Genomic DNA, 17798 nt, shown 5'->3' on the forward strand with positions numbered 1-17798 from the left:
TGCCTACCCCTTCACTGACCCCTGGATCAGGGCCTTGATGAACTGTCGCTGGAAGATCAGGAACACGATGAGGGTGGGCGTGAGGATCAGCAGCGATCCGGCGCACAGCAACACCAGGTCCGTGCCCCACTGACCCTGGAACGCGCCGAGCGCCCCGGCCATGGTGCGTTTGGTGGCGTCGTCGACGAGGACGATGGCGAGGAGGAACTGGTTCCAGGTCCAGAGGAACATCAGGATCGTCAACGAGGCGATGGCCGGCCGGGCCAGTGGCACCTGGACCCGCCAGAACATCTGCCACGTGCTGCTGCCGTCCACCCGGGCCGCCTCGGACAACTCGACCGGCACGTTGGTGAAGTGCGCCCGCATCCAGAACACCGCGAACGGCATGTAGAGGCCGATCAGCGGAAGGATGATCGCCCAGCGCGTGTTGAGCAGGCCGAAGTCCTGCATCTGGTAGTAGAGCGGGGTGACCACGGCCTCGAACGGCAACGTCAGGCCGAGCAGGAGCAGGCCGAAGACGAGTCGACCGCCGGGCACCCGGAGCTGACCGAGCCCGAACCCGGCCATGGTGGCGATGAGTACGGACACCGGCACGACGCCGGCCACGATGAGCAGGCTGGAGCGCAGCAGAGCGCCCATGTTGGCAGCGGTGAAGGCGTCGGCGAAGTTGCCCCACTGCGGGTCGGACGGCCAGGCCAGACCGGTGGGCACGGTGCCGCGTGGCTGCAACGCCGCCGAGAGCATGCTCACGAACGGCAACAGGGTGACGAGGATCAGGGCGATCAGGAAGACGCGACCGGTCACCTGTTCACGACGGCTCAGGTTCACGGCTTCTCCCCTCGGGTCAGTCGCTGGATCGGCAGCACACAGACCAGCACCAGCAGCATGAGGACGACGGCGAGCGCAGAGGCGAGCCCGACCTGACGCTGCGAGAAGGCCAGCCGGTAGATCTCCAGTCCCGGAACGGTGGTCTGGAGACCGGGACCGCCGCTGGTGGAGATGTAGACGATGTCGAAGCTGGCCAGGGCGGCGATGATCGTCACGGTGAGGCAGACGCCGATCTCCTGGCGCAGGCTGGGCAGGGTCACGGCGAGGAACTCACGGACCGGGCCCGCGCCGTCCAGGCGGGCGGCCTCGTAGAGCGCGGGATCGATCTTGCTCATGCCGGTGACCAGCAGGATCGTGCAGAGGCCGAGCAGTACCCAGGCCCCGATCACGCCCACGGCGGGCAGGGCCGTGTCGAAGTCGCCGAGCCACGCGCGGGCGACGCCACCCAGGCCGACCGCGCGCAGCGCCTGGTTGACCAGACCGTTCGACGAGAGCAGCCAGCTCCACGCGATGCCGGCCGCCACCAGGGGAATGACCTGCGGCAGGAACAGGATGGTCCGCACGACGGTCCCGAACGCGCCGGTGGTGATCCGCCGAACCATGCTCGCCACCAACAGACCGAGCGCGACGGGGATGAAGCTGAAGAAGACGATCAGGACGACGGCGTTGCCGATGATTTTGAGCAGGTCGCTGTCGGTGAACACGGTGACGTAGTTGTCCAGACCCGCCCAGCGGGCCACCCCGATCCCGTTCCAGTCGTAGAGCGAGTACTGGAACGTCAGGACGAGCGGGCGGAGGACGAACACCGCGTACATCACCAGGGCGGGCAGGACGTACAACCAGCCGGTCCCGGCCGCGCGGGCCCACCGAAGTCGGTGAGCCCGCGTGGGGGTGGGACGGGCGGGACGATCCGCTGACGACACCTGGTCGTCCCGCCCGGTTGGTGCGCTGCCGAGGGCAGACGTCATCGGGACAGTTCCTTCGCGTACTCGGCCTGGACGGCCTTCACGTACCCCTCGGGAGTCTGCTGTCCGGCGACCAGCTTCTGCATCTCCGGGGTGATCGCGGCGGCGAAGATGCCACCGGTGGCGTTCGCGGTGAAGTCCACCGCGCCGTTCTCCGCGCCGAGCTGCTGCGACGCCTTCAGGGTCTCGGCCAGGACGGTGTTCGGGGCGGCGGCCGGCACCGGCAGGTCACTCGGGCCGCCGGGGCTGGAGCCTCCGACCGTCACCGCGATCTCGCGCGCCTTGTCGTTGGTGTGGACCCAGTTCAGGAAGAAGGCTGCGGCGTCGGGGTTCTTGGCCTTGGCGGAGACGCCGAAGGTGTTCGGGGCGGACATCGCGACGTGCTTGCCGCCGGGGGCCTCCGTCGGGAACAGGAAGAACCCCACGTTGCCGGGCATCCCCTTGTCCAGGTTGGCCGACTCCCAGTCGCCGTTGAACATGAACAGGCCGTTGCCCTTCTGGAACTCCCCCACCATCCCCGCGTAGTCGATGGCGTTGGCGTCCTTGGGGAAGTAGCCGGCCTGCGCCCACTTCTGGATGGTCTGGGTGGCCTTCAGAGCGGCCGGAGTGTCGAACGTGGCCCCCGGCTTCTGGAAGATCCAGTCGGCGACCTGGGTCGGGTCTCCGAACTGGTTCTGCAACGCCTGGTGCGGGAAGTTGATGCCCGCCGTGTTCTTGTTGAACTGCATGATCGGCTGGACCCCGGCGGTCTTCGCCTTCGCCAACAGCTGCTCGAAGTCGGCGACGGTGGCCGGCGGCTGGGTCATGCCGACCTGGGCGGCCAGCTTCTTGTTGTAGAAGACGCCGGTGACGCTGTAGCCGAGCCCCATGCCGTACAGCGACCCGGTGCCCCGGGTGTTCTCACCGACGCGCAACTGCATGAGCTGCGAGGCGGGGAACTTGTCCCACCCGTACGCGGTGAAGTACGGGTCCAGGTTCTTGAGCAGGTCGTCCTTGACCAGGTCGACCATTGTGGGGAGCCGGATGATGTCGGGTGAGTTGTCCGACGCCATCACCCGTGGCGCGTTCTCCACGATTACCGTGAACTGGTCCTCGCGGATGTTGAACGTGACGTTGGAGTGCTGCTTGGAGAACTCGTCGGCCAGTGCCTTGGCCAGGGGGAAGCCGGTCTCCGCGTACATCTCCAGGGTGATCGGAGCGGTCCCGAGGTCGGTCTTCACGGCGGCGTCGGACTTCGGGGCCGACGACCGGTCCTCCCCTGGCGCGCTGCACGCCGTGGCGGCCATTCCGACCGACAGCAGCGACGCGAGGAGCACGGTTCTCCGTCGCGCGAGATTTGTCAGCAATTCTGCCATTTCATGACTCCTCGACTATTCATCCGCCACGCGGCCCCACGACCGCGCGACAGCTCCACCGGAACCACCGCGCCGGAGTGACGGCGACGACGTGCGCGTCGCGGCCCGTGGATCGAGCACGACACCGCACCTGTCACCACGAGGCCCTGGCACGGCCATCGAAGGCGCCTCTGGATGCACCAGAAGTGGTCGCTAAACTGATTTAGCAGAGCATGCGCGTGGCACGGGAAGCTGTCAAGGACAACCTGGCAACAGGGCGGAAACGTCGGGTTCACACCACTCCGGGCGTGACCGACGCGAGATCTTGGGCGGCGACGCATCATGATGAGCAGGAGCAGCGCCTAGGGCACCGCGCCTGATTCGGAGGACTGATGGGCAGCAACAGAGCAACACTCGCCGACGTCGCGCGGAGAGCCGGGCTGTCCAAGACCGCCGCGTCGATGGTGCTCAACGGCCGGGAGGGCACCCGACTCTCGGCCGAGGCGCACCAGCGCGTGTTCGCCGCCGCTGAGGAACTCGGCTACCGGCCCAACCTCGCCGCGCGCAGCCTGCGTACCCGCAAGACCGCCACCATCGCGTTCGTCTCCGACATCGTCGCCACCACCCGGTTCGCCGGCGACCTCATCCGTGGCGCCCTCGACGCGGCCCGCGAGCGGGACCACGTGCTGCTCATCACCGAGACGCAGGGCGACGCCACGTTCGAGCAGTACGCCATCGAGGCGATGCTGGACCGGCAGGTCGACGGGGTGATCTACGCGGCGATGGCCACCCGACGACTGACGGTGCCTCCGGCCATCCTCGGCGGTCCGGTGGTGCTGCTCAACGCCACCAGCTCCGACGGCCTGCCCAGCGTGCTCCCGGACGACGACCGGGCCGGCCGCACCGCCGCCAACACGCTGCTCGAACTCGGCCACCACGACGCCATCGCGCTGATCGGCCGCAACCGGCTCAAGGAGGAGGACCCGGAGGTCTCGCTCGCCGCGCGGGCGCGTCTGCACGGCATCCGGCAGGCGCTGGGCGACGCCGACGTCTCGCTGCTGGCCGAGTGCTTCTGCACCGAGTGGCTGCCCGAGCACGGGTACGCCGCCATGCGCGGTCTGCTGAACCGGTCCAAGCGGCCCAGCGCGGTCATCTGCATGAACGACCGCCTGGCCTTCGGCGCCTACCAGGCACTCGGCGAGGCGGGGCTGACGGTCCCCGAGGACATCTCGGTGATCTCGTTCGACGACGATCCGATCGCCGCCTGGCTGCGCCCCGGCCTGGCCACCACGGCGCTGCCGCACGAACAGATGGGACGGCGCGCGGTCGAGCTGCTCCTGGACGGCGCCGACACCGAGCCGTCGCTCGTGCCGATGCCCCTGCGTCGCCGAAAGTCCCTCGCCCCGCCGGCGGAATGACCACGCGCCCGCCGCGGGCCGCCCGAGCGCTGCACCGAACCCGCCCAGCCCGACGCTAAAACGGTTTAGTGCTAGGTTTTCGGCCATGCTACGTCTACCCGACCACTGGGTGTGGGACAGCTGGTACGCGCGGGACGACAACGGCCTCTGGCACGTGTTCTTCCTCCGCGCCTCCCGTGCCCTGCACGACCCGCACCGCCGTCACCGCCGCGCCACGATCGGCCACGCCGTCTCGTCGGACCTGCACTCGTGGCACCTGGTCGCCGACGCCGTGGTCCCCGCCGACACTCCCGCCTGGGACGACCTGGCGACCTGGACCGGCTGCACGGTCCGCGGCCCGGACGGACGCTGGTACCTGTTCTACACCGGGGTCGGCCGCGCCGAGGACGGTCTCGTGCAACGCATCGGCCTCGCCGTCTCCACCGACCTGACCACCTGGCACCGGCACGGCACCGAGCCCGTCGTACAGGCCGACCCGACCTGGTACGAGCTGCTCGACAAGGACCTGTGGTACGAGCAGGCCTGGCGTGACCCGTGGGTGTTCCCCGACCCGGACGGCGACGGCTGGCACATGCTCATCACCGCGCGCGCCAACACGGGACCGACGAACACCCGTGGCGTCGTCGGCCACGCCACCTCCCCCGACCTCCTCACCTGGACCGTCCAGCCGCCGCTGTCGACGCCGGCCGGCTTCGGTCACCTGGAGGTGCCCCAGGTCGCTGTCGTCGACGGGCAGCCCCTGCTGTTGTTCTCCACCGATGCCACCAGCAGCGCTCGACGCGACGACCACCGGATCTGGGTGGCGACCGGCGAGACCGTCCGCGGCCCGTGGGACATCGCGTCCGCCCGGCCGTTCACCCACCCGCACCTGTACGCACCGCGACTGGTGTCCGGACCTGCCGACGACTGGTCACTCATCGGCTTCCTCGACCACGTCGACGAGACGTTCGTCGGGGAACTCACCGACCCCATCCCGGTACGGTTCGACGCCTCGACCGGGCTGGTGCTGGACCCGGCGCGCACGCTCGCCGCGACCTGACCGGACACGGCACAGTGCGTCGACCCGGCCACCGGGGCGAGGCCGACCGGTGCGCACACGGATCCGGGCTGAGGCGTTCGCCCCAGCCCGGACCGTGAACAGCTCGCAGTCAGCTCAGCTCCGCAGCTGCCACTGCTGGTTGGTCCCGCCGTTGCAGGACCAGAGGATCAACTTCGTGCCGTTCGCCGTTCCGGCGGCGTTGGCGTCCAGGCAGAGACCCGACTGCACGCCGGTGATCGTGCCGTTGGCGTTGATGTTCCACTGCTGGTTGGCACCGCCGTTACAGTCCCAGATGACCACCTGGGTGCCGTTGCTGGTGCCCTGGCCGGATGCGTCCAGGCACTTGGTGCCGTACACCATCAGCTGCCGGCTGGCGGTGTGCGTCCACCGCTGGTTGGCGGCGCCGCTGATGCAGTCCCAGATCTGGGCCTGCGTGCCGTTGGTCGTGCTGGAGTTGCCGATCTCGGCGCAGCGGCCCGACTGGACGCCCACGATCTGCACGTTCTGCGGGTTGGTGCTGCCGCCGCTCTGCACACCGGCGGCGTTGATCACCGTCTGCGCGCCGGACGGCCAGTTGCCTCCGGAGACCGTGACGTTGCCGTTGACCACGTTGCCGCGATCACCGTTGGTCACGTTCGTGCTGTTGTTCGTCGCCCAGTTGTTGGTGACGGTGAAGTTGCCCATGTTCTCCGCGTACCAGTAGTTGGCGGTGGCCCAGGTGCCGGTGTTGGAGAAGACGTTGTTGCGGGCGGTGTAGTAGCGGGAGCCCTCGTCGAAGTAGAGCCCGAACCAGCCGTTGGTCCGCAGGCAGTAGTTCTCGTTGATGGTCCCGCCCGGGTTCGCCGACAGCGTGTAGATGCACCCACCATCGGTCATCTGCTGCATGACGTCGTGCACGTAGTTGCCGATGACCTGGTTGTTGGCGGCGACCGTCGCCGTCGTGTAGCGCGGCTGGTAGTTGTACAGGCCCCGGTTCGCGTAGTGCTGGCTGCCGCCGGCGTCGTTGGCACCCCAGCCGTAGCCGACCGACAGACCGGTGTACGGCATGTTGTAGACCTCGTTGTGCGAGACCAGCGCGGTGTTCACGTAGGTGGTCAGGATCGAGACCACACCCCGGTACTCCAGGCCCAGATCGTGCACGCGGTTGTTGCTGATGGTGATGTTGCGGTTGACCATCCGTTGGTCGCTGGGGTGGTGGGCGTCGGCGCGTACGCCGCCGACCACGATGCCCCCGGCGGAGTTGCGGGCGATCTCGGAGCGGGTCACCGTGATGTTGCTGGCGCCCAGGCCGACGCCGCTGGCGTGGGCGTTGGCGTCGTTGCCGATGCCGATGGCCGTCTGCCCGAGGTTGACGAACTGGGAGTCGCTGAAGGTGATGGTGTTCGCGGCCGAGACCTGCACGGCGGCGGGCATCTGGTTCCAGTTCGGCCGGGTGGCCTCGAACTGCGGGCAGCCGGCCTGGCAGGAGGTCAACGCGTCGGACGGACGGGACCACGTGCCGGTGATGTGCGCGCCGGTCTGCTGATCGGCGAAGCCGTTGCTGCTGCTCGGGCCGAGCCAGCTGGTGCCGGTGAAGGTGATCCCGCTGAACGAGATGTGGTGGGCCGGCGCGTCGTAGGTGCCGCCGACGTTGACGAGGGACTGGAGCTGCGGCAGCTCCACACTGACGGAGCTCATGTTCTGTCCCGAGAGCGGGATGTAGTTGAGCTGGCCGTTGCTCGGGTTGAGGTACCACTCCCCCGGTGAGTCCAGGAACTCGTACGCGTTGGTCAGGTAGAAGGGGCCCGCGCGGTGCGGGCTGGAGAGGGTGTCGAACCCGAAGGTGTTGTTGTTCCACGCGGGCTGCTGCATGGTCAGGAAGTTCCCGCTGATGCTCTGCACCGGCGAGTACCGGTCGGTGAACGAGCCGACGCTCTCCACCTCGACCCGGTTCTGGTTGCCGAGGTTGTTGAGGTAGTTGAGCGCGCTGTTGCTGAACCGCATGCCGCTCGTGGTGAAGGTGAAGTCGGCCCGGTTCACTGCGGTACGCGCCCGCGTGGCGACGGCCCCGTTGACGTAGAGCTGACGGGCGTCGAGCCCGGCGCCGACGTTGGCCCGCCAGATGTTCTTCCCGGAGTCGACCTGCGACCACCCGGTGACCGCCCGGGCACCGGTGATCGTCGGCCGGGCGGAGGCGGCGGCCCGCCAGATCACCTGGTAGCCGTTGTTGCCCGAGTCGGCTGCGGTCAGTCGCATCGGCGACGTGAGCCGGTAGGTGCCGTTGGCCAACTCCACCACGATGTCACCGGACATGGAGGTGTTCTGCGACCGTACTGCGGCCTGGGCGGCGGTCAGCGAACACGGCTGGCTGGCCGTACAGCTGCTGCCGGTGCCCGCGGGGGACGCGTAGAGGGTGGTGGTGGCCGCGGCGGCCGGGGACGCCGAGGCGGCGACCGCGACCAGCGCGGTCAACGCTGTCGCGGCGGCGCCGGCCAGCAGCCGACGCAACGGCGGAGGGGACGAGGACACGGGGGTACTCCAGACGTGAGGGGGTGGTGGGTGGGGCGCTGTGCCTCGGCGGGCACGTGCCACGCGGTTATTCGAGGATCTCCCGGAGATAGCGCAGGCCGTCCGTGGCGAGACGGTCCTGCGAGGGGGCCAACGGACGCCAGATCGCCGCGGCGGTGGCGATGGTCTCGTTCTCCGCCGTGAACGACTCGATGCAGATCGCGCCCTGGTAACCGGTCTCCCGCAGGACCGTGAAGAACCGGGGCCAGTCGAAGTGGTCGGCACCGGGAGCGCCCCGGTTGGTGCCGCTGACCTGAACGTGCTTGATGTGCCGGCCGGCGACGGCGAGGGCCGCGTAGGGGTCGGCCTCCTCGATGTTCATGTGGTACGTGTCGATCATGATGCCGACACTCGACGGAAGGCCGTCGATCAGCTCGACCGTCTGCTCGATCGTGTTGACGACGCTCGTCTCGTAGCGGTTCAACGCCTCGACACCGAGGCTCACCCCGCACTCGCCCGCCTGCTCCGCGACCGGCGCCAGGGCGCGCCGGAAGTCCGCGTAGCAGGCGGCGCGAGCCGTCGGCGACATCCGCCAGGTCCGACCGACCGAGGCGTACACGGGGCCGCCGACGCATCCCGCGCCGACGGCCGCCGCGTTCGCCACGCACTCCTTGAGGTACGCCACCGTCGACTCGACGACCGCTGGCGGAGCGTCCACCAGGTCACGCCCGGGCGGGGTGACCGCGCAGACGCCGGCGGCGACGAGGCCGTGCTCGGCCAGCAGGTCCCGGGTACGGACCGGATCCCAGTCCCCGGGTTGCTCGATCGGCAACTCGACCGCGTCGAAGCCGAACGACGCGATCCGTGGGATCAGCTCGGCCAGGGCCTTGTCGTCGACCGGCGAGGCCCACACCCACGGGTTGACGCCGATGGCGTACATCGGAACCTACTTCCAGCGCTGCGGGTAGCCGGGCAGGTCGGTGCAGCCACACATCGCGTAGTGCAGCGGCGGCATGCTCGGGTCGAGGTACGTGTCGAGGTTGTCCTGCGTGACGGTCGGCTGTGGCAGCTTCCATGGGCTGGACACCTGCTTGCCGTCGAGGATCTGCAGCACCGCCAGGATCGGCGTCCGCCACTGGTAGGTCGGATAGGTCGGTGCGATGGCGGTGAGGTTCTTGTCCTTCCAGATCTTCAGGAAGTCGAGCTGGTCCTCGCCGTTCATCGGCGGAACGGGCTTGCCCGCGTCCTGGAACGCCTCGACCGCCGCGACGGCCGTCGCTCCGGCGTCCATCCAGACACCGTCGATCGTGCCGTACCGCTGGATGTAGTCGTCGACGATCTTCTTGGTCTTGGCCGGGTCGCCGTCGGTGAACTCGACACCCACGACGTCGACCTTCGCCTTGTCGAACGCGACCTTCGCCGCCGACCAGCGGGTCTCCAGGACGTCCACGCCCGGCAGGATCCGCAGGGCGAGGACCTTACCGCCGGGCTTCATCTTCTGGCTGACGAACTCGGCGCCGACGTGGCCGAACCCGTAGCCGCCGATGGGGTTGATGAACGTCACCGGGCACTTCGTGTTGACACCGCGGTCGAAGACGACGACCGGCAGCCCCGCCTTGCAGGCGGCCTCGACGGCCGGGGTGAGCGTGGCGGTGGTGTTCGGCGAGACGATCAGCGCGTCGCAGCCCTTGCCGAGCAGGTCGTTGATGTCCGCGATCTGCTTCTGGTCCTTGCCCTCGGCGTCGACGTGCACGAACTCCTTGATGCGGCTCTTCTGCGCCTCGACCTCGGCCTGCATGGTCTTGAACCCGACCTGCCGCCACGGGTTGTTCAGGGCCGCGTTGGAGAAGCAGATCTTGTGCGGCCCGTTCTTCTTGAACTTGGCGGTGTCCACCATCTTCGGGTTGAGCGCCTGCTCCCACGGCTTGTCGGCCGGACCCGTGGCAGTGGCGGTCAGCAGTGCAAGCTCGGCGTCGTAGTCGGCCTGCACGAAGAACTTCGACTGCTCACCGGTGCCCGATCCCGCAGCCGGGGCACTCCCCGAAGGGCTCGCGGCCGGTTCGTCGGTGGCGCACGCGGTGAGGGACAGCACTGTGACAGCGGCCAGCGCCGCTAGGGAACGTCGCACTATGGCTCCTCTTTATCTCGACGAAGAACGCGTTGCGGAGACCGCCACGGCGAGCAGGATGATCCCGCCCTGGACGGCCGACCTGAGGGCGCCGGAGACGCCGTAGAAATTCATCAGGGCGAACAGCAGCTCGAGGGTCAGCGCGCCGAGCATCGCGCCGACGACAGCGCCACGGCCGCCGCCCAACGCGACCCCACCGAGGACGACGGCGGTGATGGCGCCGAACTCCAGGCCGGCCCCGGCCTGGAACGACACCCCGCTGTAGCCGCCCAGCAGGATCGCCGCCACCGCCGCCGCGAGGCCGCTGAGGATGAAGGCGAGGGTTCGGGTACGCCAGACGCGTACGCCGCTCAACTCGGCGGTGCGCGGGTTGTCGCCGACGGCGACCAGGGTGCGCCCGAAGTCGGAGCGCATCAGCAGCACAGCCACCACTGCCAGGAACAACAGCACCAGCAGCGCGTACGGCACGCGGCCGAGCAGCGGCACGTCCTCGAAGGCCCGCCGGCCGAACCGACGGAACTCCTCGGAGAGCGCACCCTTCGGGGCGCCGTCGGACCACAGGTAGACCGCCCCGAAGAGGATCAGGAACATACCGAGGGTGGTGATGAACGACGGCACCCGCAGCCGTGTCGTGACGAGGCCGTTGACCAGGCCGACGAACGCCCCGAAGGCGAGCAGGAGCAGCACCACCGGCCAGGTACGGCTCGGGTCTCCGTCGATCAGCCGGGCGGCGACCACCACCTGCGCGGTGACCAGGGAGCCGACGGACAGGTCGAACTCGCCGGAGACGATCACGAAGTACTGGCCGGCGGCGAGCAGGATGATCGGCGCCGAACGGCCGAGGAAGGACATCAACGACGGGGGTGCCAGGAAGTCGGGCTGTCGGATGCCGACGAGCACCAACAGCACCCCGAGGATCACGAGGATCGGCAGGACACCACCGGGGCGGACCCGGGGGAGCCGCAGCGGCAGCGAACGGGACTGGACGGTCTGCATGGCTAGGACGCCTTTCGCAGGGCCCTGCGGGCGTAGACGGCGACCGCGGCGATGATGATGACGCCCCGGATCACCTGCTTGAAGAAGGCGTCGACCTCGAGCTGGTTGAAGATGGAGTCGATGCTGGCGAGCAGCAGCACGCCACCGACGGTGCCGATGACGCCGCCGCGACCACCGGCGAGGGCGGTCCCACCGATCACCACGGCGGCGATCGACTCCAGGTCGTAGAGGCCCTCGGTGCCCACCCGGGGCGCACCCGAGCCGAGCCGACTGGCGAGGTAGATGCCGGCCAGCCCGGCGCACATCGAGCAGAGCATGTGGGCGGTGACGAGGATCCGGTCGTTGCGGACACCGGAGAGCCGGGCCACCTCCGGATCGCCGCCCACGGCGACCAGGTGGTGCCCGAACCGGGTCCGCGAGAGCGCGAACCAGGCTGCGGCGGTCACGGCGAGCAGCAGCAGGAACGACACCGGCACCGGACCGACGCGCTGGTAGCCGAGGGACTGCACGAGCGAGGGCGCTGTGGTGCCGGCCGGGCCGTCGTAACCGTTGTCGAGGTATCCCTTGAGCAGCAGCCCGACGCCGAGCGTCGCGATGAACGCGTTGACCCGGAACTTGGTGACGAGCAGCCCGTTGAGCAGCCCGATGCCCGCGCTCACGGCGAGCGCCAGGCCGATCGCCGGCACCAGCGCGCCGTCGCTGCCGTTCATCGTCTCGGCCGCGACGAGAGTGCTGAGGCTGATCACGTACGCCACCGACAGGTCGAGCGAGCCGCCCAGGATGACCAGGGTCTGACCGACGGCGACGAGCCCGAGCCCGGCCGCGACGTGCAGCAGACTCACCGTCGTGGACTGGTTGAACAGCTGACCGCCGTCGACGAGGACGACCAGCCAGCCGATCGCCAGGGTGAGGACCAGGGCCACGAAGACGCCCGGCACGGGACGGCGGGCCGGAAGGAGCGACAGGGCACTCATACGGCGGCCTCCCGTGCGGTGCCGACCGCCAGGGCGACGACGTCCTCCTCGGTCGCGCCGGCGGGCAGCTCGCCCGCGACGCGCCCTTCCCGCATGACGACGATGCGGTCGCTCATTCCCAGCAGCTCCGGCAGATCCGACGAGATCATCAGCACGGCCGCGCCGTCGCGGGCGAGGCTGCGGACGAGGTCGTGGATGGCCGACTTCGCGCCCACGTCGATCCCCCGGGTCGGTTCGTCGAAGAGCAGGATCCGCGGGTTGAGCGCGAGCCAGCGGGCCAGTACGACCTTCTGCTGGTTTCCGCCGGACAGGAAGCGGATCTCCTGGTCGTCGCCGGCGGAGCGGACCTCCACGGCGGCGAGCAGCTCGCGCAGGCGTTGCGTGCGGGCCGCACGGCCGGACCGGGCAGCGAAGACAGCGCGGCTGGCGAGCAGCGCGTTGTCGAGCACCGACTGCCGGGGCACGATCCCCTCGCCCTTGCGGTCCTCGGTGACGTACGCGATGCCGGCCCGCATCGCGGTGCGGGGTGAGCGCAGCCGGACCGGTCGGTCGTCGACAGTGACGTCACCGGTCGTGAACGGGGTCACCCCGAAGATCGCGCGGGCCAGCGCCGAGCGCCCGGAGCCCTGGAGGCCGCCGATGCCGAGCACCTCACCGGCGCGCAGCTGGAGGTTGACGTCGTGCAGCTTGCGGTTGCCGGCGTCACGGAGGTTGAGCCGCACCGGGCCGCGGTCCTCGGGGGCGGCCCGGTCCGGGTAGTAGCTGGACAGCTCCCGGCCCACCATGTGGCGCACCAGCTCGTCGGCGTTGGTGGCCGTGGTGTCCACGGTGGTCACGCGGCGGCCGTCCTTGAGGACGGTGATCCGGCTGGACAGGTCGAAGACCTCGGCGAGCCGGTGCGAGACGTAGAGCAGGCCGATGCCTCGTTCCTGGAGTCGGCGCACCAACCCGTAGAGCAGCTCCACCTCGTGGTCGGCCAGCGAGGCGGTCGGCTCGTCCATGATGAGCAGGCGGGCGTCCAGGGCGAGCGCCTTGGCGATCTCGACGACCTGTTGCTGTGCGACGCCGAGCTGTCCCACCCGGGCGTCCGCCGGCAGCGCGGTCTCGCCGATCGAGGTGAGCAGCTGTGTGGTGCGGTCGAGCATCGCCCGACGGTCGACCAGCCCGCGGCGGACCGGCTCGTGCCCCAGGTAGACGTTCTCCGCGACGGTGCGTTCCGGGAGAAGGTTGAACTCCTGGTGGATGATCCCGACGCCGGCCCGCTGCGCGTCGCGCGGACCACGGAACGTGCGCTGCTCGCCGGCGAACTCGACGGTGCCCTCGTCCGGGGCGTACCCGCCCGAGACGATCTTCATGAGGGTCGACTTACCGGCGCCGTTCTCGCCGACGACGGCGTGCACCTCGCCCGGCGCGACATCGAGGTCGACAGCGTCGAGAACGCGTACGCCAAGGAAGGACTTGCCGATGCCCCGGAGGTTGAGTAACGGCACCGGCCGTGCGTCTGACATTCCGAAAGCCCTCACAGACAGTAGTCATCAACAAGGTTCGATCAAACGCTACGGCGACTTCGAGGCACCAGCCATCGAACTTTCGTAGGTAGCGGCGGATGCTTACGTTCTTCTATCGCGAACATTCCCTTGACATCGACGAAACATCACACGTATGAAGATAGATGTTTGGATGCTGGACCGCAATCCTCGACCGGGGCCGATTGCCAGGCCCGGCAGCCAGACCGGCAGCGATGCCGCAGCGGGGAAGTGGATGGCGGCCGTCGTCAACCGGGCAGAACGTCGGACGTCACTTCATTAATTGACAGTCATGGATCTCTAGCTCATCCTGACCTCGTGGACCACGGGACGAGAACCACGGCGACCGTCACGCTGGGTGATGTCCTGCGGGTCTGACTGCCGTTGCGGCGAACGGCATGAGGACAGACCAGAACGCTCGCGCCCACCCGCGCGTCCAGGCACAACCTGACGCTGCGTGGTGCTCGTGGTCACACCCCCACGCCCGCCCAACCTAGGAGACGGCATGCGTCGCAACACATTGCTCATCTCAGTGATCGCCGGCCTGTTGCTGGCGCTCGGACTCGCCCCACCCGCGTCGGCGGCCCCGGCCTTCCGCGCCCTGGTGTTCAGCAAGACCACCGGCTACCGGCACGACTCGATCCCCGCCGGGATCAGCATGCTCCAACAGCAGGCCGCCGCGAACAACTTCGAGGTGGTGGCGACGGAGGACTCCAGCGTCTTCACCGCCAGTAACCTGGCGACCTTCGACGTGATCGTCATGCTCCAGACCTCCGGCATGGTCTGGACCTCGACGGCGCAGCGCCAGGCGGTGGAGGGCTACCTCGCCAGCGGCAAGGGCATCGTCGCCATCCACAATGCCACCGACATGGGCATCGAGAGCGAATACCCGTGGTGGGACCAGACCATCAACGGTGGCGCCCACATGCCCGAGCACTCCCCCGGCGTGCTCCAGGGCACCGCCATCGTCGCCGACAAGAAGCACCCGTCGACGGCCAGCCTGCCGGATCGGTGGACCCGCAGCGAGGAGTGGTACAACTTCGACGCCAACCCGCGCGGCAACGTCCACGTGCTGGTGACCGCCGACGAGCGCACGTACAACCCGGGATCCCGGGCGATGGGCCCGGATCATCCGATCTCCTGGTGCCGCAACACCAGTGGCGGGCGAGTGTGGGCCACGGCGATGGGCCACGCGATCGGCTCCTACAGCGAGGCGAACTTCCAGAATCACGTGCTCGGTGGCATCAAGTGGGCGGCCGGTAACGCCGCCGGTGACTGCGGCGGCACCGTCTGGGGCAACTTCGAGAAGCGCACCCTCGACGACAACACCGTCGACCCGATGGCGCTGGGTGTGGCACCGGACGGCCGCGTCTTCTACGTCCAGCGCGGCGGCCAGGTGAAGATCTTCAAGCCCTCCACCAACAGCACCGTCACCGCTGGCACGCTCAGCGTCTACACCGGCGGCGAGGACGGCCTGACCGGCATGGCGCTGGACCCCAACTTCGCCACCAACGGGTACATCTACCTGTACCACTCGCCGGCGAGCAGCAGCACCGACGTCAACCGGGTCTCCCGCTACACGGTCAGCGGTGACACGCTGAACACGTCCAGCGGTGTGACGATCATCGACATCCCGGCGTACCGGGACCGGACGTTCCCCGAGCCCGGCCACACCGGCGGGTACATCAAGTTCGGTCCCGACGGCAACCTCTTCATCGGCACCGGCGACGACACGCCGCCGAACCTCGACCCGAACTGGCAGGGCTACGCCCCGCTGGACTGGCGGTCGGGCAAGTCCAACCTGGATGCCGCCCGCAGCGCCGGCAACACCAACGACCTGCGCGGCAAGCTGCTGCGCATCCGGCCCTCGGCCAACGGTGGCTACACCATCCCGTCGGGCAACCTCTACCCCCAGGGCACCGCGCAGACCAAGCCCGAGGTCTACGCGATGGGCTTCCGCAACCCGTTCCGCTTCTCCATCGACCCGGCCAACGGCTGGGTCTACCTGGCCGACTACGGACCGGACCGGAACCCGCCCACCACCAACCGCGGGCCCGAGGGCCTGGTCGAGCTGAACGTCATCAAGCAGGCCGGCAACTACGGCTGGCCGTTCTGCCACGGCGACAACCAGCCGTACGCGCCGTTCAACCCGGACACCGGCGTCGTCGGCTCCAAGTTCAACTGCAGCTCGCCGGTCAACAACTCGCCGAACAACACCGGTCTGACCAGCCTGAAGCCGGTCGTCGCACCCAATATCTGGTATGGCTACGGCACCTCGCCGACCTTCACAGAGTTGGGCTCCGGCGGCTCGGCGCCGATGGGTGGCCCGGTCTACCGGTACGACGCGTCGAACCCCTCCGCGACGAAGTTCCCGCCCTACTACGACGGGGTGCACTTCTTCTACGAGTGGGCGCGCAACTACGTCAAGGAGGTGCACTTCGACTCCTCCTCGGCGGTCACCCGCACCAACCCGTTCCTGCCCAACGTGCGGTTCAACAAGCCGATGGACATGGAGTTCGGCAAGGACGGCTCGCTCTACCTGCTGGAGTGGGGCACCAACTTCGGCGGCGGCAACAGCGACTCCGGGCTCTACCGGATCGACTACAACCAGGGCGGCCGGTCACCGATCGTCAAGGCCACCGGCACGCCCACCAGCGGCAGCGCACCGCTGACCGTCCAGTTCAGCAGCGCTGGCACGTCCGACCCGGACGGCAACACGCTGAGCTACCTGTGGACGTTCGGCGACGGCACCACCTCGACGGCGGCCAACCCGTCGAAGGTGTACACCTCCAACGGCAACTACACCGCCCAGTTGAAGGTCACCAACAGCGCCGGCAAGACCGGCTTCGCCAACGTTCCGATCACCGTCGGCAACAGCGCCCCGGTGGTCACCATCACCACACCGGGCAACGGCGGCATGCTGACCTTCGGTGACAAGGTGTCGTACCAGATCACCGTGACCGATCCGGACGGCGGAACCGTCGACTGCTCGAAGGTGTTCCTCAACCCGGCGCTGGGTCACGACGACCACGCCCACGAGACCACCGAGTACCCGGGCTGCTCGGGCACCATCTCCACCGACCTGCTCGGTGGGCACCCCGATGGCGCCAACCTGTTCTACGTGCTGAACGCGCGGTACACCGACAACGGCGGCTCGGGCGGCGGGTCCCCGCTCACCGGCACCGCACAGGCGATCCTGCAACCGAAGCACAAGCAGTCCGAGTACTTCAGCAGCCAGTCCGGCATCCGGGTGGTCGACCAGGCGGCCGCGGAGAGCACCAAGCGCATCGGTGACATCTCCTCGAACGACTGGATCGCGTTCAACCCGATGAACCTGTCGGGGATCTCGACGGTCAGCTACCGGCTGTCGTCGCCGTCCGGCGGCGGCTCGATCGAACTGCGGGCCGACTCGCCGACGGGCACCCTGCTGGCCACCACCACGGTGCCCAGCACGGGTGGCTGGGACAACTACCAGTCCACGACACCGGTGAACGTCGCCGCCCTCGGCGGTACGCACACGCTCTACATGGTGTTCAAGAACAGCAACAACTCGTTCGATGTGGACTCGCACACCTTCGGCGGCAACGGCGTCGGGACACCCGGCACCGGAACCGGCACCGGCCTGGCCGGCAAGACATACACGGTCGCCGCACAACACAGCAACAAGCTGTTGGACGTCAGCGGTGTCTCCACCGCCGACGGCGCCCAGATCACCCAGTGGGCGTCCACCGGTGGCAACAACCAGAGGTGGCAGGCGGTCGACGCCGGTAACGGCGCGCTCTACCTCAAGGCCGTGCACAGCGGCAAGTGCGTCGAGGTGATCGGTAGCTCGACCGCGGCGGGTGCCTTCCTCCAGCAGGCCACCTGCAACAACGGCAACCAGCAGAAGTTCACCGCCACCGCGACGGGAACCTCCGGCGTGTACACGGTGAAGAGTGCGCTGAGCGGGCTCTGCATGGACGTCAACGGCGCTTCCACGGCCGACGGCGCCCGGGTGTTGCAGTGGAACTGCACCAACGCGACGAACCAGCAGTGGCGGTTCACCGCGCTCTGACCTGCGGCTGTCGCGATAACAGATGACGTCCCGGTCGGGACCGGTATCC

General features: G+C 68.6%; 11 protein-coding genes and 1 pseudogene. 3 read left to right on the forward strand and 9 right to left on the reverse strand.

What is annotated here, in order from left to right; genetic code table 11:
* Window positions 1–3 precede the first annotated feature (3 nt).
* The 3 genes from FHU34_RS24880 to FHU34_RS24890 are packed head-to-tail and all read right to left on the reverse strand — an operon-like array spanning window position 4 to window position 3148.
* On the reverse strand, window positions 4–828 hold the full coding sequence (locus tag FHU34_RS24880; RefSeq protein WP_145784610.1) for a carbohydrate ABC transporter permease: 825 nt from the start codon (window positions 826–828) through the stop codon (window positions 4–6).
* Window positions 825–1796 carry a carbohydrate ABC transporter permease gene (locus FHU34_RS24885; protein ID WP_145784612.1) on the reverse strand — a complete coding sequence of 324 codons (972 nt, stop codon included), beginning with the start codon at window positions 1794–1796 and terminating at the stop codon, window positions 825–827. Before FHU34_RS24885 ends, FHU34_RS24880 begins: the two co-directional genes overlap by 4 nt.
* A complete protein-coding gene (locus FHU34_RS24890; protein ID WP_145784615.1) occupies window positions 1793–3148 on the reverse strand; it encodes an ABC transporter substrate-binding protein in 1356 nt (451 codons plus the stop codon). Before FHU34_RS24890 ends, FHU34_RS24885 begins: the two co-directional genes overlap by 4 nt.
* A 371-nt stretch (window positions 3149–3519) precedes the next feature.
* On the opposite strand from FHU34_RS24890, the gene FHU34_RS24895 reads away from it, so the two are divergent.
* Complete coding sequence (locus FHU34_RS24895; RefSeq protein WP_145784618.1) at window positions 3520–4545, forward strand: LacI family DNA-binding transcriptional regulator; 1026 nt, start codon at window positions 3520–3522, stop codon at window positions 4543–4545.
* 61 nt (window positions 4546–4606) lie between these two features.
* Window positions 4607–5584 (forward strand): annotated as a pseudogene (locus FHU34_RS24900) (family 43 glycosylhydrolase); the annotation flags it as partial.
* A 114-nt stretch (window positions 5585–5698) separates the two neighbouring features.
* On the opposite strand, the gene FHU34_RS24905 reads toward FHU34_RS24900, so the two are convergent.
* From FHU34_RS24905 to FHU34_RS24930, 6 genes are all read right to left on the reverse strand, one after another.
* Entirely contained in the window at window positions 5699–8092 is a 2394-nt protein-coding gene (locus FHU34_RS24905) for an RICIN domain-containing protein (RefSeq protein ID WP_208745069.1), read from the reverse strand.
* Between the two features lie 67 nt (window positions 8093–8159).
* A complete protein-coding gene (locus FHU34_RS24910; RefSeq protein ID WP_145784623.1) occupies window positions 8160–9011 on the reverse strand; it encodes a sugar phosphate isomerase/epimerase family protein in 852 nt (283 codons plus the stop codon).
* Window positions 9012–9017: 6 nt separating this feature from the next.
* A complete protein-coding gene (locus FHU34_RS24915; RefSeq protein ID WP_208745070.1) occupies window positions 9018–10199 on the reverse strand; it encodes an ABC transporter substrate-binding protein in 1182 nt (393 codons plus the stop codon).
* A gap of 12 nt (window positions 10200–10211) precedes the next feature.
* On the reverse strand, window positions 10212–11195 hold the full coding sequence (locus FHU34_RS24920) for an ABC transporter permease (protein WP_208745071.1): 984 nt from the start codon (window positions 11193–11195) through the stop codon (window positions 10212–10214).
* 2 nt (window positions 11196–11197) lie between these two features.
* On the reverse strand, window positions 11198–12169 hold the full coding sequence (locus FHU34_RS24925) for an ABC transporter permease (protein ID WP_145784625.1): 972 nt from the start codon (window positions 12167–12169) through the stop codon (window positions 11198–11200).
* Window positions 12166–13677, reverse strand: coding sequence for a sugar ABC transporter ATP-binding protein (locus tag FHU34_RS24930; protein WP_145784627.1), 1512 nt, complete (start codon window positions 13675–13677; stop codon window positions 12166–12168). Before FHU34_RS24930 ends, FHU34_RS24925 begins: the two co-directional genes overlap by 4 nt.
* Before the next feature lie 523 nt (window positions 13678–14200).
* On the opposite strand from FHU34_RS24930, the gene FHU34_RS24935 reads away from it, so the two are divergent.
* Window positions 14201–17749 (forward strand): ThuA domain-containing protein, encoded by a 3549-nt coding sequence (locus tag FHU34_RS24935; protein WP_145784629.1) that lies wholly within the window; start codon window positions 14201–14203, stop codon window positions 17747–17749.
* The last annotated feature ends 49 nt before the right edge of the window (window positions 17750–17798 follow it).

Origin of the sequence: Micromonospora taraxaci, assembly GCF_007830095.1 — a bacterium.
GTDB lineage: Bacteria > Actinomycetota > Actinomycetes > Mycobacteriales > Micromonosporaceae > Micromonospora > Micromonospora taraxaci.